This window comes from Alteromonas marina (genome assembly GCF_000808575.1).
GTDB lineage: Bacteria > Pseudomonadota > Gammaproteobacteria > Enterobacterales > Alteromonadaceae > Alteromonas > Alteromonas marina_A.
Map to the genome: position 1 here is coordinate 114079 of NZ_JWLW01000001.1, position 20697 is coordinate 134775.

A 20697-nucleotide genomic window follows, 5' to 3' on the forward strand; every position below is an offset into this window, starting at 1 on the left:
CTTGCCCTAGATCAATTCTTAACGAATCGTCTCAAGATACTGGGAATATGCTTGCATAACAGGTAAAATATGCGGCTATTTTGAACATCTTCCTGTAACTGACATTATCAGTGTTTTTTACGTGGTGATTTAAGCGCCTTACGTAAAATAACATTCTGGCAGCCACCTTTTCTAAACAACGGTGAAACTGCTCTCACTTACAGGAACACTAACAGGTTATCGAATAGTTGTTATGACTAAAAAGCTGTATATCAAAACCTGGGGCTGCCAAATGAACGAGTACGACTCGGAGAAAATGGCAGACTTACTAGACTCAACGCATGGCTACAGTGCTGCAGAAAGTGCTGAAGAAGCCGATGTTATTTTGCTTAACACATGCTCAATTCGTGAAAAAGCACAGGAAAAGGTGTTCCACCAGCTGGGACGTTGGAAAACACTTAAGCAAGATAAACCTGAACTTATTATCGGTGTGGGCGGCTGTGTAGCCTCTCAAGAGGGCGATACTATTCGTCAGCGCGCGCCTTTCGTAGACTTAGTATTTGGTCCACAAACACTGCACCGCTTGCCTGAAATGATCAATCAGCTTCAGGGCGGCGCAAAGTCAGTCATTGACGTTAGCTTCCCGGAAATTGAAAAATTTGACCGTTTGCCTGAACCACGTGCTGAAGGTCCAACGGCGTTCGTTTCAATCATGGAAGGCTGTTCAAAATACTGCACATTCTGTGTTGTGCCTTACACCCGCGGTGAAGAAGTAAGCCGTCCTGTTGACGACGTATTGCTTGAAATCGCTCAGCTTGCAGGTCAAGGCGTGCGTGAAGTAAATCTTCTAGGTCAAAACGTTAACGCGTATCGCGGTGAAAATTACGACGGTACAATTTGTCGTTTCTCTGAGCTGCTTGAATTGGTAGCGGCCATCGACGGTATCGACAGAATTCGTTACACCACCTCACACCCGGTTGAATTTACTGATGACATTATAGAAGCATACGCGTCTATTCCGGAGTTAGTAGACCACCTACATTTGCCTGTTCAAAGCGGCTCTGACCGTATATTGAACTTGATGAAGCGTGGCCATACAGCAATCGAATACAAATCTAAAATGCGTAAGCTGAAGAAAATTCGCCCGAACATTAGTTTGTCGAGTGACTTCATTATTGGTTTCCCAGGTGAAACAGATGCCGACTTTGAAGCCACCATGGATTTGATTCAGGCAGTCGATTACGACCTTAGCTTCAGCTTTATTTACAGTGCTCGCCCGGGTACGCCTGCTGCCGACGCAGTAGATGACGTAAGTGAAGAAACTAAGAAGCAACGTCTTCACCTACTACAGCAGCGTATTACGCAACAGGCCCTTCGTATTGCTCGTCACATGGTTGGTACAGAGCAGCGTATTTTGGTTGAAGGTCCGTCAAAGAAAAACCCAATGGAGCTCTCGGGACGTACTGAAAATAACCGTGTAGTGAACTTTGAAGGTACGCCTGACATGATTGGCGAATTCGTTGACGTGAACATCACTGACGTATTCACTAACTCACTACGTGGTGAAGTTGTGCGCAGAGAGAGCGAAATGGGCTTGCGTGTTGCCGTTTCGCCCCAATCTATCATGGCAAAGCATCAGGCAGACTTGCCCGATGAGCTTGGCGTGGGTCAATTTAACCCAGCCTAAACACATTTTATAGCGAGGAAAAAAGTAGCTTGAGTACATTGGTTAGTAACGAATTTGAATTAGAACCGGCAGATAGCAAACGTTTGTCGAGTTTATGTGGCCCCTTTGATGACAACATTAAACAAATTGAGCGCAGGTTAGGCGTAGAGATTACCTACCGCAATAACGCATTCAAGGTGTTGGGTGAACCGCAGCAAATAAAAAGTGCTAGCGAATTACTTAAGCTTCTTTATATAGAAACTCAGCCTATTAAGGGCCGTATTCCCGAGCTAGAAGCCGAGCAAGTTCATCTTGCCATTCAAGAAGCCCGCGTCATCGAAAAAGACGCAACCGGCGGCTATGGCAAAGAAGTGAATATTAAAACCAAGCGCGGTGTGATTAAGCCGCGTAACCCTAACCAAGCCCAATATGTGGCGAACATTGTCAACCACGATATTACGTTTGGTATTGGACCTGCTGGTACGGGTAAAACCTACCTAGCCGTCGCTGCTGCTGTGGACGCTCTTGAGCGACAAGAAATTCGCCGTATCTTGCTTACCCGCCCGGCGGTAGAAGCGGGCGAAAAGCTCGGTTTCTTACCCGGCGACCTTTCACAAAAAGTTGACCCTTACCTTCGTCCGCTTTACGACGCCCTATTTGAAATGTTGGGCTTCGAGAAAGTAGAAAAGCTTATGGAACGCAACGTCATTGAAGTTGCACCGCTGGCCTATATGCGCGGTCGAACACTCAACGACGCCTTTATTATCCTGGATGAAAGCCAGAACACCACGGTAGAGCAAATGAAAATGTTCTTAACCCGTATTGGCTTCAATTCAAAAGCGGTGATCACCGGTGACATCACACAGGTAGACTTACCTCGCGGTGCAAAATCAGGTCTTCGTCATGCTATTGAAGTGTTAAGTGAAGTGGATGACATTTCTTTCAACTTCTTTAACGCTGAAGACGTGGTCCGCCACCCTGTGGTTGCGCGCATCGTAAGAGCCTATGAAGTGCACGATGCTGAACAAGAGCGTCTTCGCAAAGCACGTAAAGAAGAAGCGTTGCGACTTCAACGTGAACAGGCTTCGCAAGACGATAACGCGACACAAACGAAAGACGACAACGCATCGTGAGCGCCATAATTGATGTACAGCAAGCGTTTGAAGGTGACGAGGCTATTTTGTCGGCCATTCCCTCACCTTCAGAGCTTGAGCTTTGGGCTAACGCCGTGCTCACGTACGAAGGGTTAACGGAGCAAGAAGTGACCATTCGCTTTACTGATGAAGCAGAAAGTCAGAGCCTTAACCGTGAATACCGAGGAAAAAATAAACCGACGAACGTTTTGTCGTTTCCTTTTGAAGCACCTCCAGGCATAGATATTAACTTGTTAGGCGATTTGGTTATTTGCGCCCCCGTGATTAGCCGTGAGGCAAATGAGCAGCAAAAAAAAGTGAGCGATCACTATGCACACATGACTGTCCATGGGCTATTGCATTTAATGGGTTACGACCATATTGATGATGTGGAAGCCGAGGAAATGGAGGGTAAAGAAATCGATATTCTTGCGACCCTTGGCATTGCTAATCCCTACGAGGCTAACGATTAACAATTCACCATAAACATTTGTTATGTAAGAACTTTAACACTTAATAACAATAAAACATTGACGACCAGCAAGAACCATTTTAACGTTGGCGTTGAACTAACAATTAAACGGACATTATGAGCGACGATAATCCTCACTCTACCAACGGCTCATCAGGCAAGAGTTGGTTAGATAAACTAAAAAATTCAATTTCTGGCGAGCCGAGAAGTAAAGAAGAGTTGGTATCAGTTATTACTGATGCTGAACAAAACGAAATCATAGATCCACAAACCCGCGAAATGATCGAAGGGGTTATTGGGGTAAATGAAATGCGAGTAAGGGATATCATGATCCCTCGCGCTCAAATGACCACCATCGATGTAGAGCAAAAGGTAGAAGAATTTTTACCTGTAATGCTTGAATCTGCTCACTCCCGTTTCCCCGTTATCAGCGAAGATAAAGACCACATTGAAGGTATTTTGTTAGCAAAAGATCTTTTAGCTTTTGCATTTAACGCGGAAAAAGAGTTCAACCTTCGCGATATTCTGCGCCCTGCGGTTATTGTCCCAGAAAGCAAACGCGTAGATGTTTTGCTCAAAGAGTTCCGTCAGCAGCGCTATCACATGGCCATTGTTGTAGATGAATATGGCGGTGTGTCTGGTCTAGTCACCATTGAAGATATCCTTGAAATTATCGTGGGTGAAATTGAAGACGAATACGATACGGAAGAAGATGGTACCGATGATATTCGCCCGTTAAATAAATCAACATACTCTGTTAAAGCCTTAACGCCGGTTGACGATTTTAACGAGTTTTTTGAAACCAAGTTTAGCGAAGAAGAAGCCGACACTATTGGCGGTATTGTGCTGAAAGCGTTTGGTCATATGCCTGAAACCAACGACGAAATCACCATTGGCGACATTCAATTTAAAGTGACTAACTCTGATAAGCGCCGACTTATCCAACTTAAGGTTTCAGTGCCTTCGCTCGAATAGTGAAGTAACGCAAACTACGCCTGTTTCAGCATAGGGCAGCATGATTTTATTCGTGCTCACCCTATGTTGACGTAACAACTCTATTAACCACGATCAGATGACTCCTATGCTGAAACGGTTTATTCCCCACCTTCTTCTTTTACTAAGTGGTGCAAGCTTAACCCTTGCTTTCGCTCCCTTTAACATGTGGCTTTTAACTATTCCTGCGTTTGCACTTGCTATACGTCAGGTGATAAAGCTCAAACATCGCCCATTTTTAGCCGGATGGCTGTTTGGTGCGGGATGGTTTGGAGCGGGCATAAGCTGGGTTCATGTGAGTATTGCCGACTTCGGTGGCCTTCCTCTTATTGCCTCTGTCGCACTCATGGCATTGCTATGCGGTTATTTAGCGCTATACCCAGCACTTGCGACGAAGTTCACTGCAAAATATTTTTCGCCACAGCTGTGGCCTATGGCACTTCCCTTTTTCTGGATTGTAGCTGAGTGGCTTAGAAGCTGGATGTTAAGTGGTTTTCCATGGCTATCGTTAGGCTACAGCCAGTTAGAAAGCCCGCTGTCTGGCTTTGCACCTATTATTGGCGAAACGGGAATAAGCGCGCTTATCGTTATTAGTGCTACGCTATTTGCGTTAATACATAATAAACGAACTTTTGCCAACGCAGTGCTGGTTGCACTGTGCTTATTTACCAGTGGCTATCTGCTTAAACAACATACTTGGGTTACACCAAACAAAACTTATTCTGTAGGCATGGCGCAGGGAAATATTGCGCAAAGTTTACGTTGGGTGCCGGAGCAAGATGGCCCAACCATGGACACCTACTGGAATTTAACCGAAAGCTTGTGGGATAACGACCTGATTATCTGGCCAGAAGCGGCTGTTCCTAAGCTTGAGCCTTTGGCACAACCTTATCTTGCTAAAGTTAATGAAAGAGCCTTTCAAGAGAACACCGCACTTATTACCGGCATTGTTAACTATAACTGGGAAACTGATGAAGCGTGGAACAACCTAATTGTGCTAGGTAAACGCACGCCTGATGCTACGTATCCTGATTACCAATACTTCCACAATAACCGTTTTTCGAAGCACCACCTGTTACCTGTAGGTGAGTTTGTTCCTTTTGAAGACTGGCTTCGCCCTCTCGCTCCCCTTTTCGACTTGCCAATGTCGTCATTCTCTCGCGGTGACTATCAGCAGGCGAATCTTGTAGCTAATGGCATTCACCTAGCACCTGCTATCTGTTTTGAAATTGCGTTTCCTCACCAAGTAATGGCAAATGTATATGAAGATACAGACATGATCATTACCGTGAGCAACGATGCGTGGTTTGGCCACTCCCATGGCCCAGCTCAGCATTTGCAAATAGCACAAATGCGCGCGCTTGAGTTGGGTCGCCCTGTTGTTAGGGCAACAAACAACGGTATTACGGCCTTTATAAACCACCAAGGCGAGGTGACAACACGCTTGCCACAATTCATAACAGGTAATATATCAGCGCCAGTTGTGGCAACACGCGGATTTACGCCGTACTATCACCTACAAGATTTAGGGGTATGGATAATTGTTATTATGCTTCTTTTTGCGGCAGTAGTTTTGAAAAGTCGACGCGCGAGTAATTTGGACAGTGAATAAAAACTAAAACGCTGCCGTTTGGCAGTGTTTTTTATGTTTTGCCTTTTTGTTCACTATACCAGTGTTGCTTCTGCCATTGAATCGACCAGAATTCTCTAGACACTTATTTTTCTTTTAAATGTTCTCCCAGCAAATAGTAATAGAAGCGAAATGAGAAACATCAAAAGGGTGCTTGGTTTAACACCTTTCTCTAGCACTCCATAAACAGGATAAACAGCTGGATAAAAAACTTTCACCTTCTTGCCAGCCCCGTATTTCTTTAGCTCTTCCACGCTAAACGTTCTATTTTTAAGTTGGAGCCTCGAATTGAGTGAAACGATATCTGAAACATACTGAATGTCGTCAACGCTGTAAGTGAACTCTATTTGCGCTTCATCAACATAGCTATTTCCAGTCCTCACTCTAACTCTATCGGACGACAAAACTACCCCTTCAGTCTCAGTAAAAAAATAAGACGCTATACCTGCCAACACCCCATAAGTAGAAAGAGGTAGAAGAAACAAATTGAGGAACAAGCATGCTGTATAGAGCTTTTTATACTTAACCATCTTCTTAAAAAATAAGTTAATTAATCAGGGGCCGTGAAGCCAGAGTCGACCACGCCATGGTTTCTTTATCTAAGAATGGCGTTAAAAATGCAATTATTTTTCGTTTTAGGCAACTGTTCTTGGATACAACAAATTTGTTGTATAAAAGCATGCTTTGCCTCTTGAGCCGTTCAATATGCTGTTTTTTTTGTTAAACGACACATTCTTTCTTACTCTTGCGTTGCCCCAAGACTAATTGCATTAGGCCGCTAAAAAGTCAGTAAGTAAGCCAGCAACTAACTAAATAATTACTTGAATACCAGTATCGGTATAGGTTGCCTTCATACTTATTATGTCGGGTAATGCCATTACGCAAAACATGAAAGCCGCGTAAAGCAGCTCCATTTTCAGGCACGAAGTGTGAAACCACCTCCATATTGGAAATGCTATGGTAAGCAACAAAATGCTTGTGATATTCCACAAACAAGGAATGATGTTATGACAACTCTGGCAAACATGCTCAAACCAACATCCAAAGGCGTTTCTTTTCGACCATAGCAAGCCGTTGTGAATGGTATTGCGGTGCAGGCAAGGCACATACTGCCTTTCCATTAGGGGAGAATCACTTTGTTTATCAATCAGCGAGACTTTAGGTATGCGCTGGCCAAGGACGAGTTCGTTAAAAACCTAAATTCGAAAAGCATCCAGTAAACATTAAAACAAGGGCACCACTACTGGACGCCCTTGAGTTTACGTTAAACATAAGTACCGACGAAAATTTAATTACCCGCGGCCTGTATTGCTGTTAGTGCTATGGTAAAGACAATATCATCAACCAGCGCACCGCGACTCAAATCGTTTACTGGTTTTCTCATTCCCTGAAGCATAGGGCCAATACACACTAAGTCGAAGCTTCGCTGCACCGCTTTATAAGTCGTGTTACCCGTATTTAAATCTGGGAAAACGAATACGTTTGCTTTACCCGCAACTGGGCTATTTGGCGCTTTGCTCCTACCTACACTTTCAATGGCCGCAGCATCGTATTGAAGCGGGCCATCGATAAGTAAATCGGGGCGTAGTTCTTGCGCGATTTTAGTTGCCTCACGCACTTTTTCTACGTCGCTGCCTGCACCTGACGAGCCTGTACTGTAGCTGATCATAGCTACTCGTGGTTCAATGCCAAACATCTGCGCCGATTCGGCAGACTGAATGGCTATGTCGGCTAGCTGCTGTGCGTTGGGGTCAGGGTTGATTGCACAGTCGCCGTAAACCAAAACCTGATCAGGCAGTAGCATGAAAAATACTGACGATACTAACGAGGCGTTTTCAGCTGTTTTAATTAACTGTAGCGCCGGGCGAATAGTGTTCGCAGTGGTATTGACTGCACCTGATACTAATCCGTCTACGTCATCCTGCTGAAGCATCATTGTGCCTAAAGTCACGTTGTCTTCTAGTAACTCTTTAGCAACTACTTCAGTAACGCCTTTATGACCGCGCAGTGCCACTAAACCTTCGACATAGTCATCTTTTATCTCACCAGGAGAAAGTATTTCTACTCCATCGCTCAGTACTACACCTTGCTGCTCTGCTATACGGCGAATCTCTGTTTCATCGCCAATAAGTACTGGGCGCGCTAAACCACGCTTAGCACAGATAGAAGCCGCAACAACGGTCCTTGGCTCATTACCTTCAGGTAGCACAATGCGTTTATTTACCTGCCTTGCACGGTTAGTAAGATAGAAGCGAAATGCTGACGGTGATAGCTTTTTCTGGCGAGAAACTTTTTGCGTTAGTGAATTAACCCAACTCGCGTCTAAACTCTCCGCCGTGTGAACCATCACTTTCTCAATACGCTGGCTGTCATCAACCGGTACTTCTTGATTGAACGCGTGAAGTGCTTGGGCTGTTTGCCATGTATTTGAGTTTACAAGCATGACAGGCAGGCCCGTTTCCATGGCTTGGCTGCACAGCGCCATAATGTTTTCATCGGGCTGATAGCCACCGGTAAGTAGAAGCGCGCCTAGCTTAGTGCCGTTTAACGCCGCTAAACAGCACGACACAAAAACATCGTTGCGATCGCCTGACATCACAAGTAGTGCACCTGGCCTCAAGGTGTGGGTCATATTGTGAATTTCGCGCGCGCAAAAAGTGACGCTACTTAAACGTCGCTCAGCCAACTCGCCTTCGTTAAGCAAAATGGCATTAAGGTGCTTTGCAACGTCGGTAGCGCGAGGAGACACTAAATCAGCACTCCAGTCGATGGTGCCAAGTAAACTCAACCCTTTCTTGAAAATAGGTAAGTCGCGCAGCGCCTGTGTACGTTCTTCGTCGTGCTCTGGCGCTTCTATAGCACCGATATCGGCACGAAGTCGACCATGTTCATCAAAAGGCGCGTTAACCTTATTGAAGATACAGCCAACTACTTTTTGACTTTTGTGGCCGCCATAGGTGTCTACAACGATTTCAAGACGGTGATTAATATCCGTGGTCGGCTCATTACCTGGCACCGCCACGAAGACGATGTCTGCATCAAGTGCACGACTAATTTCTAAATTGAGGCGCTCGGCATAAGGATGATGTCGCGTGGTTACTAGCCCTTCAATAACCGTCACCGCATCATGAACACTTTTTTCTTCAAAGCGCTCAATGATCTCTTCTAAAAGCTCATCGGTGTTGTCGCTACTGATCATTCGCTCAACGTATTCAAGTCCGAACGGTTCGATTGGCGATACGCTGGCGTGATGCGCAATTATTGCGGTAGAACGCTCTTCCCCGTTGTCACCTTTGCGCGGTTGCGCCACGGGTTTAAAGAAGTTGAGCTTTATGCCTTGTTCTTCGATAGCACGAACAAGACCCATGCTGACCGTAGTTAGGCCCACACTGGTACCTACGGGGATCAACATAATTTTGCGAGACATAGTTACTCCTGCTATTGCCAACACCTACGCATTGGCATTGCTAATTGAATTTAAGCGAAGGTTGCAGCTTCAGCCGCAATTACCCATTCTTCATTAGTTGGTACAACATATACGGCGGTTGATGATTTATCGGTGGTTATCTTTCCACCTCGACCAAATCGCGCGTCGGTATTTCTTTGCTCATTTAGGCTAATTCCGAAGTGAGCGAAATACCCCATAGTCGTTTCTCGAATAAGCGACGAGTTTTCTCCGATACCACCGGTGAAGACGATAGCGTCTAGTGTTGGCACGGCTACCAAATAACCTGCAATGTACTTTGCTAAGCGATAACAGAAAATTTCAATTGCCAGTAATGCACCTTCATGGCCTTCAAGCGCTGCATCTTCAAGAGTTCTGCAGTCGTTACTTAGCTCTGAAATACCGAGCAAACCAGACTGCTTGTTTAATAAGTCGCTGATTTCATCTGCTGTCTTCCCAAGCTTTTTCTGCAAAGTGCCAGGCAGGCTTGGATCTAAATCACCACAGCGTGTGCCCATGACTAAGCCTTCAAGGGGAATGAACCCAAGACTTGTGTCTACCGCTACACCCTTTTCTATCGCCGATACACTGCAGCCATTGCCTAAATGCGCGCTGATTATGCTGGTATCTGAAACTGGCTTTTCAAGTATTTTTGCCATGCTATCAAGTATGAACTTGTGGCTGGTACCGTGGAAGCCGTAACGTCTAATGCCGTGCTCACGATAAAGCGACATAGGCAACGCATAGATAAAGGCTTTTTTTGGTAATGTTTGGAAGAAAGACGTGTCAAAAACGACTACGTGAGGCAGGTCAGGGTAAGCCTCTTGCGCCGTGACGATCCCCTTTAGGTTCGCCATATTATGAAGCGGAGCCATGCTTGCATAATCTTCAATTGCTTCGAGTACGCTATCATCGACAAGTGCAGCCTGCTTAAACTTTTCACCACCATGAACAACACGGTGCCCTATTGCGATAGGCTTAACGCCCGTACTAGCGATAACTTCTGAAATTGCGCTTAACGCTTCGGTATGGCCAGCTTTTTCAGGTAGTGCGCGTTTTTCTTTTTTGCCGTTTAACTTGTAAGACAAACTAGCATCACTATTACCTAGTGCTTCAGCAATACCAGACAGTCCAGCCTCTCCAGTGTCAGCGTCAATTATCGCGAACTTTACGGACGAACTGCCGCAATTTAAAACTATAACTTCTTTCTTCATTTTTTAAATTTACAAATAAAAGTGGTAAGACATTTTGCTTAACCAAATTGTAGCATTTATAAACAACCGGATTGGTTAAACAATTGCTAAATGTTTTATAAAAATTATCGCATACACTTATTTTCTATAGGGTTTTATAGCAAACTTTCGCTAACTCACGGCGTTCAATCTCTACCAAAGAAATTTTCATCAAATATAATTTATTTTTTTCAATAACTTAGATTAAATATGCAATTATTTTCTAAAAAATTCACCTTTCTTCCTTGAAAAGTATTTAGGCCATTCCTATATATGTTTTGTCGGCGCTGAAAGGTCAGGTCGACAAAACCGCCGCCGCAAAGTCGGGGCATTTAAATTTTAAACATATTGCTTAATTTTGAGGATATGACTATGCGTACTATCGATCTATCTCCACTTTATCGTTCATTCATTGGTTCTGATCACCTAGCATCACTTATAGATGCGGCATCTCGTGCTGAGAAGCAAAGCACTTACCCGCCATACAATATTGAGTTACTTGGCGACGACAAATACCGTGTAACCATGGCCATTGCAGGCTTTAGCAAAGACGACGTATCAATTCAGGTTGAAGAGAACACGTTGACCATTACTGGCACGAAGAAAACGGAAGCGGAAAATAAAGAAAACACAGAGCGTAAGTTCTTACACAAAGGCATTTCAGAGCGTAACTTTGAGCGTAAATTCCAGCTTGGCGACCATGTAAAAGTACTGGCCGCGGATATGGAAAATGGCCTATTACATATCGATATGGAGCGAGTCATTCCTGAAGCCAAGAAGCCTCGTCAAATAGAAATTGGCTCTCGTTTACTTGAGAACTAATAAGTAGTTTCTTGGTTTGTTTCCCAACTTTTAGCGGCGCCTTACGGCGCCGTTTTTTTGCCTTAACACGTAGCAGTAAAGTTACAAACGCTTGCATGCTAAGCGTTAGCTACCTAATCACTAACTACTTAGGCATCAACTACCTCAAGGGTGTAATTAGCTTTACCCGACTCTCCTGACTGAAAGCGTCCTAGAAAGGTCTTCCCCGCGAGTTCTCCCGTTGCAGAGCCTTTGATAGATTCGAAATTGCTGCTAGCAATACCGCTTTCAAACTTACCGTTGTGCTGAAAAGTAACAGTACCACGCAAGCCGTTGATCACGCCGATAAAGGTTTCAAAACCCGTAAATTTGGCGGACATCTGCGATTGATAAGACATCAAGAACTCAACACTTGACTCACCGCTCATGTCACCAGAGTACACCTGCTTAATGCTAGCGTGTGACAACTTAATCCCTTCAGCTTTTTCACTAAGTGTGTCTTCATCCCATTGGGTAATGGAGAAACTTCCTTCAATTGTCATCAATATCCCTTTTTTATTAGCGTTGAATTAAATTTACCTACACTATCCTCTTGTGCAGAAAAAGACAGCCTGAGAATTGTAACAGTGCATTTAAATAAACCCTTTAAGCATGGCTAAACCCAAAGCATTACAGGTACTCGCGTCCTTAATTTCGCCAGTTTTAATTTTCTCTTTTAATGTATTCAAAGAAAGTGAGACTACGCGCAGGTCTTCCTCTTCTGCATCTAGCTTTTGTGTACCTTGAGTCAGGCCTTTTGCCACGTAAATATGGTATCCCTGGTTACAAAAGCCGTATGCAAGATATTGGAATCCAACATACTCCATTGACTCAGCGGTTAAGCCGGTCTCTTCTTTAAGCTCACCTTTTGCTAGCTCAACCGGGTCTGCGCCGGGATTGTTTTCCCATGCTCCCTGAGGAAGCTCTAGCTGTCGCTCTTTGATGGTATAGCGGTACTGCTCAACCATATACACGGTATCGCCTTCAATCGGCAAAATAATGGCAAAGTCTGGCTTTTCAACTACGCCGTAAATACCCTCGTTTCCACTACTGCGACGAATTTTGTCTTCCCTTACGCGAAGCCATTTGTTTTCATAAACTACTTTTGAATCAAGCGTTTCAATATCTGCCATCGTCATCCTTATTAATGAACGCAAGTATGTTAATAACGTCACTCAATAAACATAGTGGCCGATGAAAAGTACTCAGTCAATTGTGAAATTAGCAATCGTTCGACTAAGTAAAAGATTATTCTCTTTCATTGAACTAGATAATTTTGATAACGCTTGAGACAACTCCACTTCATGCTTTGCTGCAGCTTCAACATCAACAATGTCTTTTGCTACTTCTTGTGTTGTGACTGACTGCTGCTCTGCAGCCGCAGACATATTGTTGGCCATAAGCTCGACGTTAGATGCGGCATCTTTTACTTTTTCAGCTGTCTCTCGTCCCCTTCCAGTTATTTCAACCGATTTTTTCACTGCCGAAGCGCTTTTATTAACGTCTTGGACAACAACCAAACTTGCTTGTTGAAGCGACGCGAGCAGTGTAGCTATTTGAGCAGAAGCATCTCGACTATTCTGTGCTAGTTTGCGAACCTCATCGGCAACAACCGCAAATCCTCTACCATGCTCTCCAGCACGTGCCGCCTCTATTGCAGCATTCAGAGCCAATAGATTCGTCTGATCTGACAGAGTGTTAATAGTTTCGAGTATGCTACTAATGTCAGTCACTTGCTTTTCCATAGCCGCAGCATTCACCTCAACGTGTGTCATATCATCTTCTAAGAGCTTCATCGCCATTCTTATTGATTCATTAATATCAAAAGCCTCTATTGCCAATTCATCTAACGATTTACTCGCAGCTAATGTGTCAAAGGCTGACTTCGCAATATCGGTACTGGTTACCGATATTTCTTCTAGCGCTGACGCGATATTAAGTGACCGTTGTTGCGTTTTACCTGCATCGTGTACCATTTCAGTGCAGGATGCTTCTAATTCCGATGATAGACGCGAGCTCGCTTCAATTGATTGCTCTAACCCTTTGATTACATCTTTTAGTGCCAATATCGTAGTATTAATTGCTACGGAAACCCTTCCCAACTCATTTTGCATCGGCATCTCTACATCAATTGTTAAATCCCCATTTTCGGCAATTTTCGAAAGATTTTGAGTAAGGCGCGTTAGTTGAGTATTGAGAATGTACAGCAGCGTACGGTAGATAATTGCAATGACCACAATGCCAACAGAAATAATGATTAGCGTTAGCACTAGGCTTAACATGGCGTTCCTGTGCATTCGTTCCGCATTCTCGTTTACTTTTTCCCAGATATTATCAAGTATCGCTTTTACCTCTTTAATTTGCGACGTTGCAGCGCTAAACCAATCGCTGCTTGTTGGAAGGGAGTTAAAGTCGACTGCCCCCGAGCTAAGCTTTTGTAAAGTACGCTCAATCGTTTTTGCATTATTTGATGTCATAGCTTTTGTGAATTCAGCATTGCTCTCATGAGACAAACTATTTTCTAGCTTTCCTGCAAGGTATTGCGCCTCTTGTTGATACCCCCTCAGTTCACTTATTACAATGTCACTGGCTTCACGTTTCGCTATCGCACCATTAACTTTCCCTCGCAGTTGCCCTAACCGCTCTTTTAATTGGGCTAAAAGAATAGCATTAGACAACTGTTCTTTTGAAGCTAAGCTATTGACATATATAGTTAATGAATTTGCAACGTTCAGCGCAGATGCATTAAGTGAACTGTAGAACGCGAAGGCTCGAGAACCTTTTTGACTATCTACCTCTCTTCTTAAGGCGTCTTTTTCACGTAAGTAACTGATGAGTGGATTAACGATTTTAACTACTCGTTCACTGTACACATCAGTATTTTGAAGCAACGACATTACCTTTGAGGCAGCGTCATCTGCATGTTGACGCTGCGTATACACTTTTTCTTTTCCCTGTACCGTTGGGTTACCTAAGAAACCTGCTGTCAAGCCGCGCTCTACCGCATGATGATGGGCCACTGACTCTACAGCAGCAATAAGCGTTATAAGATGGATATCAGTTGCGGCCGTATTGGTAACATCTAATGACCGCTTGATATCTTTGAAAGATAGGTATGAAACACTTAATAAGAGAATGCCCGCGCCCAACACAGACAGTTGTAATATAGAAAATCGTTGTAGCAAGCGCACTGATAGAGCTCCATGTAAACCGTACTGCTCAATAGAGAGGATGAGGAAGGATTTACCTCCCGTTACTGCCTAATAAATAGACTGCTCACTTCAGTATAGAAAACAATTAAATAAGCGCAAACAGACATTGCGTTCAGTGCCTTTATCGACAAATACATGTAGATCACGACAAGCGGTATGAACTAAACCATCTTTGAAATTTCAATTATTTCTTGCAAGTACTTATCCACCAATGCCCCAATTACCCATGAAAGCGGCACTGAAAATACAATTGCGATAGTCTTCATACCCTGCGGAATATCGATCGCCCATTCAGAAACAGCAGAAATTTGCTGTTTTGAATTAATTAACGAACTCAATTTGCGCAGACGGACAGGATCGTCGGTTAGGCGCCTTTTATGTTGCTCGTTAAGCAGAAACAACGCTTTAATCGAATCATTTATGCGCAGAATAGCGAGGGATTTTTTCTTTGCAATACATCTTTGCACTTTATGAACAGGTAGATACAGGAAATAAGTAAGCGCTACAAATACGCACGATACGATGACTTTATCGATTATTGGCACGTTAGTGCCCAGCCAAAAAATGGGGATTAAGCTTAGGGACAATGCGCTTACAATCGCATTGGAAATAACCAGATCAGACAAATGCTTAAATTTTTCTATGCCAAAAAGGTCAATAAGCCTTTCATTCAAAAAGTGCAATAGTGCAAAGCGGGTTACAAACAACAAACAAAAGAGTGTGCAGATAGCATAACGCCAAAAAATTAAGCCTAATACACTTAAATACCACGACAATGGTTCTGCATCAAACGACAATAAACCTTCAGATAGCAGATAGAATACTGTTACCATCCCCCCACCGATCCAGCTGAATTTTCGGCATTTTGAAAAACCATTTTGTAGTCGCAACATCATTGTTTGGTGTTTCATTTCACCAGGGTACTTACTTAGGAATTCACTAAAGCACTTAACTGCACGCTGGTATAAATATCTATTGATATATATAAAAAAGACAATCATCAACCCAAACGCAAGCGCAGCGTTTCGTTGCCTAACCCCAAGTGGAGTGTCTAGTCGCGCCAAGTCAAATGCACCAAAATAATGTGCGCCAGCAAGAATACCAATACCTGTAACAGCACAGGTTGCTATAGTCGAATATTGCTGCGCTACTATATTCATAAAATAACCTTTATCAACTGACTCATAAGACCTGCGCCCGTCCACGACAGCATTGGAAGCAAAATAAGAACAAGTATTTTTAGCGTAAACGGTAGCGTTAATGGCCAGCTTGGTGCCCGTTCCATTTCAGTTCGTACCGTTAACAGATCTGAAATAAATTGCAGACGAGTATCGTCATCGACTAAACGTCTAGTTTCACTAACACGCTTTTCAGGTGAAATTTCTGTTTTCAAACTGTCGTTAATTCTAGCTAGCGCCAATGAGCGCCTTTTCGCTACTACACTGTGTACTTCCAAAATAGGTTGAAATAAAAGCAAAACTATTAGTAGAGATATGACCGACAACAGCACAGCATCAGTGAGGGGAACTTCAACAAACAAAAATGTTATTGAGTATAACGCCAGTAAAATCGACGAAAGGCAAAAATTGTGCAGTACCAATTTACACAGTGGCATCATTTCTTCCATTTCAAACAGTCTTACTCTGAAGTGCTTTTGCAAGTGACGCTTAATAAACCGTAATACGATGATGTTAGAGCTAAATAGTGACAACCCCGTCAACCACATAGGAATTGCCTGTAGAAGTAAAACGACTCGTTTGGGCTGCTCTGTAATTTTATCGGCGATACCTTGGGAAAATACGTAGCCGCTTGAAACAAGAAGAGCACAAACAAAAATATAGGGGAATGCTTTTAACAACTGAGAAAGAAAGGTAAGTCGTAACGTTTCTGCCAGTCTCACTCTTGATTTTTTTCTACGGTGAGACAACAGAAAAGACAAGTAAAAAGCTGAACTATATAAAGTTTTGTAAGAGGCCCACCATGCAAAGGCGACGAGAAGTGGTGCGATCAACGCGGTTGCTGCGTCTCGGGCAGCTAGAGAAGTAACCTGAAAATCAAACGAGATGAAACCAAGGTAGTAATTTACGCCCAGCACTATAAATAAATACAATATGGGTAATATAAGATGTGCTTTGTACAAACGTCCGTGTTGTAGCATGCTTGTAGATATTTTGCGCCAGTCAATGTGTACATTATTTATACAACACTCCAGCTACTTACACAAATAAAAACGCCGAGCAGTTGCTCGGCGCTTCTGTGTAATATGAGGGTTAAATATACTCGACTTCGATAATTTCTACTTCAACTGCACCCGCTGGCGTTTGAATAGTTACCATATCATCGAGCTCTTTACCGATTAGGCCGCGAGCAATAGGAGAGTTAACTGAAATCAAGTTATTCTTAATATCAGCTTCGTCGTCACCAACAATGCGATAGGTGGTTTCTTCATCGGTATCGACGTTTAGAATGGTTACGGTAGTACCGAAAATAACCTTACCGGTATTTTCCATTTTAGTAACGTCGATGATCTGTGCGTTTGAAAGCTTGCCTTCAATATCTTGAATGCGGCCTTCACAGAAGCTTTGCTGTTCACGGGCAGCGTGATATTCAGCGTTCTCTTTTAAGTCACCATGTTCACGTGCTTCGGCAATAGACTCGATAATACGTGGGCGTGTTTTTGTTTTTAGCTCATTTAATTCGTCACGCAGCATTTGAGCGCCGCGCGCTGTCATTGGATACTGACTCATGAATACCGTCTCACTTAGCTAGTAATTTAAACAGAAAAGTGCGCCGCGAAGGCGCACTTTTTATTTGTTCACACAAATGTAATATTGCTAGGATACCTCGTATCCTAGCGTATGTCATTAGTGTTTAAGTCTAGCGTGTAGTTCTTGAACTGACGCCACTTTATTGCGGTCATCGGCAGACTTAGCACGGATAGTTGCGAACGCAGCGTTCATCGTTGTAGTGTAGGTTACCTTGTTTACCAAGGCTTCTCGACGAATGTACACTGAGTCGGTGATGGCTTGACGACCTTCTGTTGTGTTAATCAAATACGCGTATTCGCCGTTTTTGATTGCATCAACAATATTAGGGCGGCCTTCAGACATCTTATTAACCACAGTACTCATGATGCCTGCATCATAAAGCTCGGTAGCCGTACCGCGGGTAGCTTCAATGCTGAAGCCCGCTTCAACCAACGCTTTTGCCAGAGCAATCATACGAGGTTTATCGGTATCACGTACTGAAATAAGTGCTTTACCTTGCTTAGGTAGTGGCGCACCGGCACCCAAGTTAGCCTTCGCATAAGCTTCTTCGAAGGTATCACCAACGCCCATTACTTCACCCGTAGAGCGCATTTCTGGGCCTAGCAGTGGGTCAACACCTTGGAACTTAGCAAAAGGAAGCACCACTTCTTTCACAGAGTAGAACGGAGGAATCACTTCTTCTGTTACGCCCTGCTCGGCCAAGCTCACACCAGCCATGGCACGCGCTGCAACTTTTGCAAGAGGTACACCTGTTGCTTTAGATACGAATGGAACGGTACGTGCTGCGCGAGGGTTAACCTCGATTAGGTATACTTCACCATCTTTAATCGCAAACTGTGTATTCATCAAACCGACTACGCCAAGTTCAAGCGCCATGGCTTTAACTTGCTCGCGCATGACATCTTGAATCTCTTTTGAAAGCGAGTGTGGAGGCAATGAACACGCAGAGTCACCCGAGTGAACACCCGCTTGTTCAATGTGTTCCATGATGCCGCCAATCACTACGTCTTTCCCGTCGCAGATAGCATCGATATCAACTTCGATAGCATCGTCTAGGAACCTGTCTAGCAATACTGGCGCGTCGTTAGACACTTTAACCGCTTCATTTAGGTAGCGCTTAAGGTCTTTGATGTCATAAACGATTTCCATCGCACGACCACCTAGCACGTAGCTTGGGCGAACAACCAGCGGGAAGCCAATCTCTTCAGCCATAGTTAGCGCTTGCTCAACGTTTGTTACCGTGGCATTTGCAGGCTGCTTAAGATTAAGCTTGTTCACCATTTGCTGGAAGCGCTCACGGTCTTCAGCTCGGTCAATTGCTTCTGGCGACGTACCTATAACCGGTACACCGGCTGCTTCTAGGGCGCGAGCAAGTTTAAGTGGCGTTTGACCACCATACTGCACGATAACGCCTTTTGGCTGCTCTTTAGCAACGATTTCAAGCACATCTTCCAGCGTTACTGGCTCGAAGTAAAGACGATCAGATGTGTCGTAATCGGTAGAAACTGTCTCAGGGTTACAGTTAACCATAATGGTCTCGTAACCGTCTTCACGCATTGAAAGCGCCGCGTGAACACAGCAGTAGTCGAACTCAATACCTTGACCAATTCGGTTCGGGCCGCCGCCCAATACCATAATCTTGTCTTTGTCAGTCGGCGCTGCTTCACACTCTTCATCATACGTTGAATACATGTAAGCTGTGCTGGTAGAGAATTCTGCTGCACAAGTGTCTACACGTTTGTAGACAGGAGAAATACCAAAACCGCGACGGGTCTCACGAATATCGCTTTCTGCCACTTTGGTTAGCTCAGCAAGACGCGCATCAGAGAAACCTTTACGCTTAAGTGCGCGCATAAAGTCAGCATCAATACCCGGTAAACCAAGCTCTGCTACTTTAGCTTCAAGGAGAATAAGATCTTCAAGCTGTACAAGGTACCAGCGGTCGATATTAGTAAGGTTAAATACCTCTTCAACCGTCATACCCATACGGAATGCATCACCAATGTACCAAATGCGCTCTGCACCAGGTTGACGAAGTTCATAAACCACTTTATTGCGTGATTCAGGGTCTTCAAGGTCAACCATTGGGTTAAGTCCTGTCGCACCTACTTCAAGACCGCGAAGGGCTTTTTGAAGCGACTCCTGTTGGTTACGACCAATAGCCATCACTTCACCTACAGACTTCATTTGGGTAGTCAGTCGGTCGTTAGCACCGGCAAACTTCTCAAAGTTAAAGCGTGGGATCTTAGTGACTACGTAGTCGATTGACGGTTCGAAAGAAGCTGGCGTTAGGCCACCTGTAATATCATTCGCTAATTCATCTAGCGTATAACCTACCGCAAGTTTCGCAGCCACTTTCGCGATTGGGAAACCTGTTGCTTTCGAAGCAAGTGCTGATGAACGCGATACGCGAGGATTCATTTCGATGATTACTACACGACCAGTTTTCGGATCTACACCGAACTGTACGTTTGAACCACCGGTTTCAACACCAATCTCACGCAGTACAGCCATCGCTGCATTACGCATTAGCTGGAATTCTTTGTCAGTCAGGGTTTGTGCTGGAGCAACTGTGATTGAGTCACCGGTATGCACGCCCATAGGGTCGAAGTTTTCGATAGTACATACAATAATGCAGTTATCTGCTTTATCGCGTACTACTTCCATTTCGTACTCTTTCCAACCTAGCAAGGATTCATCGATAAGAAGCTCATTGGTAGGAGAAAGGTCTAAGCCACGGTGACAAATTTCATTAAATTCATCAATGTTGTACGCGATACCGCCACCGGTTCCACCCATGGTGAAAGACGGACGAATGATACAAGGGAAGCCGATGCGGCTTAGTACATCGTGCGCTTCATCCATGCTGTGCGCGATTTCCGCACGTGGGCACTCAAGACCGATGTTTTTCATCGCTTTATCAAAGCGCTCGCGGTTTTCTGCTTTGTCGATAGCATCTGCCGTAGCACCGATAAGCTCACAGCCGAATTCTTCTAGTACGCCATGCTTATCTAGCTCTAGCGCACAGTTAAGCGCGGTTTGTCCACCCATTGTAGGCAAGATGGCATCTGGACGTTCTTTTTCAATGATCTTGCGAACTACTTCCCAGTGAATAGGCTCGATATAAGTCGCATCTGCCATTTCTGGGTCGGTCATAATGGTTGCTGGGTTAGAGTTAACCAAAATAACACGGTAGCCTTCTTCTCGAAGGGCTTTACACGCTTGCGCGCCTGAATAGTCGAATTCACAAGCCTGGCCGATAACAATAGGGCCAGCACCAATGATAAGAATACTTTGTATGTCGGTACGTTTTGGCATAGCGGGCTA

The 20697-nt window shown here is 44.2% G+C and carries 15 protein-coding genes; 6 read left to right on the forward strand and 9 right to left on the reverse strand.

Features of this window, described 5'->3' with window-relative positions:
• Window positions 1-232: 232 nt before the first annotated feature.
• From miaB to lnt, 5 genes are all read left to right on the forward strand, one after another.
• Window positions 233-1666, forward strand: coding sequence for a tRNA (N6-isopentenyl adenosine(37)-C2)-methylthiotransferase MiaB (gene miaB, locus RJ41_RS00535; RefSeq protein ID WP_014948994.1), 1434 nt, complete (start codon window positions 233-235; stop codon window positions 1664-1666).
• A gap of 29 nt (window positions 1667-1695) precedes the next feature.
• Window positions 1696-2778: a PhoH family protein gene (locus RJ41_RS00540; RefSeq protein ID WP_039216249.1), complete on the forward strand. Its 1083-nt coding sequence runs from the start codon at window positions 1696-1698 to the stop codon at window positions 2776-2778.
• Window positions 2775-3251, forward strand: coding sequence for an rRNA maturation RNase YbeY (ybeY, locus tag RJ41_RS00545; protein WP_039216250.1), 477 nt, complete (start codon window positions 2775-2777; stop codon window positions 3249-3251). Before RJ41_RS00540 ends, ybeY begins: the two co-directional genes overlap by 4 nt.
• Before the next feature lie 116 nt (window positions 3252-3367).
• Window positions 3368-4225 (forward strand): CNNM family magnesium/cobalt transport protein CorC, encoded by an 858-nt coding sequence (corC, locus tag RJ41_RS00550; protein ID WP_014948991.1) that lies wholly within the window; start codon window positions 3368-3370, stop codon window positions 4223-4225.
• 106 nt (window positions 4226-4331) lie between these two features.
• Window positions 4332-5855, forward strand: coding sequence for an apolipoprotein N-acyltransferase (lnt, locus tag RJ41_RS00555; RefSeq protein ID WP_039216251.1), 1524 nt, complete (start codon window positions 4332-4334; stop codon window positions 5853-5855).
• 1306 nt (window positions 5856-7161) lie between these two features.
• Here lnt and pta read toward each other — a convergent pair.
• Together pta and RJ41_RS00570 are read right to left on the reverse strand one after the other, a co-directional pair.
• Window positions 7162-9300 carry a phosphate acetyltransferase gene (gene pta, locus RJ41_RS00565; protein ID WP_039216253.1) on the reverse strand — a complete coding sequence of 713 codons (2139 nt, stop codon included), beginning with the start codon at window positions 9298-9300 and terminating at the stop codon, window positions 7162-7164.
• A 50-nt stretch (window positions 9301-9350) separates the two neighbouring features.
• The gene (locus tag RJ41_RS00570) at window positions 9351-10532 is read right to left on the reverse strand and encodes an acetate kinase (RefSeq protein WP_039216254.1); all 1182 of its coding nucleotides are present in this window, start codon (window positions 10530-10532) and stop codon (window positions 9351-9353) included.
• Between the two features lie 390 nt (window positions 10533-10922).
• Between RJ41_RS00570 and RJ41_RS00575 the strand changes: the two genes are divergently transcribed.
• Window positions 10923-11372 (forward strand): Hsp20 family protein, encoded by a 450-nt coding sequence (locus RJ41_RS00575; protein ID WP_039216255.1) that lies wholly within the window; start codon window positions 10923-10925, stop codon window positions 11370-11372.
• Window positions 11373-11500: 128 nt separating this feature from the next.
• Here RJ41_RS00575 and RJ41_RS00580 read toward each other — a convergent pair whose 3' ends face one another.
• The 7 genes from RJ41_RS00580 to carB form a co-directional block, all read right to left on the reverse strand.
• Window positions 11501-11893: a DUF3224 domain-containing protein gene (locus RJ41_RS00580; RefSeq protein WP_039216256.1), complete on the reverse strand. Its 393-nt coding sequence runs from the start codon at window positions 11891-11893 to the stop codon at window positions 11501-11503.
• A 90-nt stretch (window positions 11894-11983) separates the two neighbouring features.
• Window positions 11984-12523: an NUDIX domain-containing protein gene (locus tag RJ41_RS00585; RefSeq protein ID WP_039216257.1), complete on the reverse strand. Its 540-nt coding sequence runs from the start codon at window positions 12521-12523 to the stop codon at window positions 11984-11986.
• 72 nt (window positions 12524-12595) lie between these two features.
• Window positions 12596-14581, reverse strand: a complete 1986-nt coding sequence (locus RJ41_RS18800) for a methyl-accepting chemotaxis protein (protein WP_039216258.1) — start codon at window positions 14579-14581, stop codon at window positions 12596-12598.
• Window positions 14582-14763: 182 nt separating this feature from the next.
• Entirely contained in the window at window positions 14764-15762 is a 999-nt protein-coding gene (locus RJ41_RS00595; protein ID WP_039216259.1) for a hypothetical protein, read from the reverse strand.
• Window positions 15759-16502: a hypothetical protein gene (locus RJ41_RS00600; protein WP_156964747.1), complete on the reverse strand. Its 744-nt coding sequence runs from the start codon at window positions 16500-16502 to the stop codon at window positions 15759-15761. The genes RJ41_RS00595 and RJ41_RS00600 overlap by 4 nt, the downstream gene beginning before the upstream one ends.
• A gap of 370 nt (window positions 16503-16872) precedes the next feature.
• Entirely contained in the window at window positions 16873-17349 is a 477-nt protein-coding gene (gene greA, locus RJ41_RS00605; RefSeq protein ID WP_014948981.1) for a transcription elongation factor GreA, read from the reverse strand.
• A 117-nt stretch (window positions 17350-17466) separates the two neighbouring features.
• Complete coding sequence (gene carB / locus RJ41_RS00610) at window positions 17467-20688, reverse strand: carbamoyl-phosphate synthase large subunit (protein WP_039216261.1); 3222 nt, start codon at window positions 20686-20688, stop codon at window positions 17467-17469.
• Window positions 20689-20697: the final 9 nt, after the last annotated feature.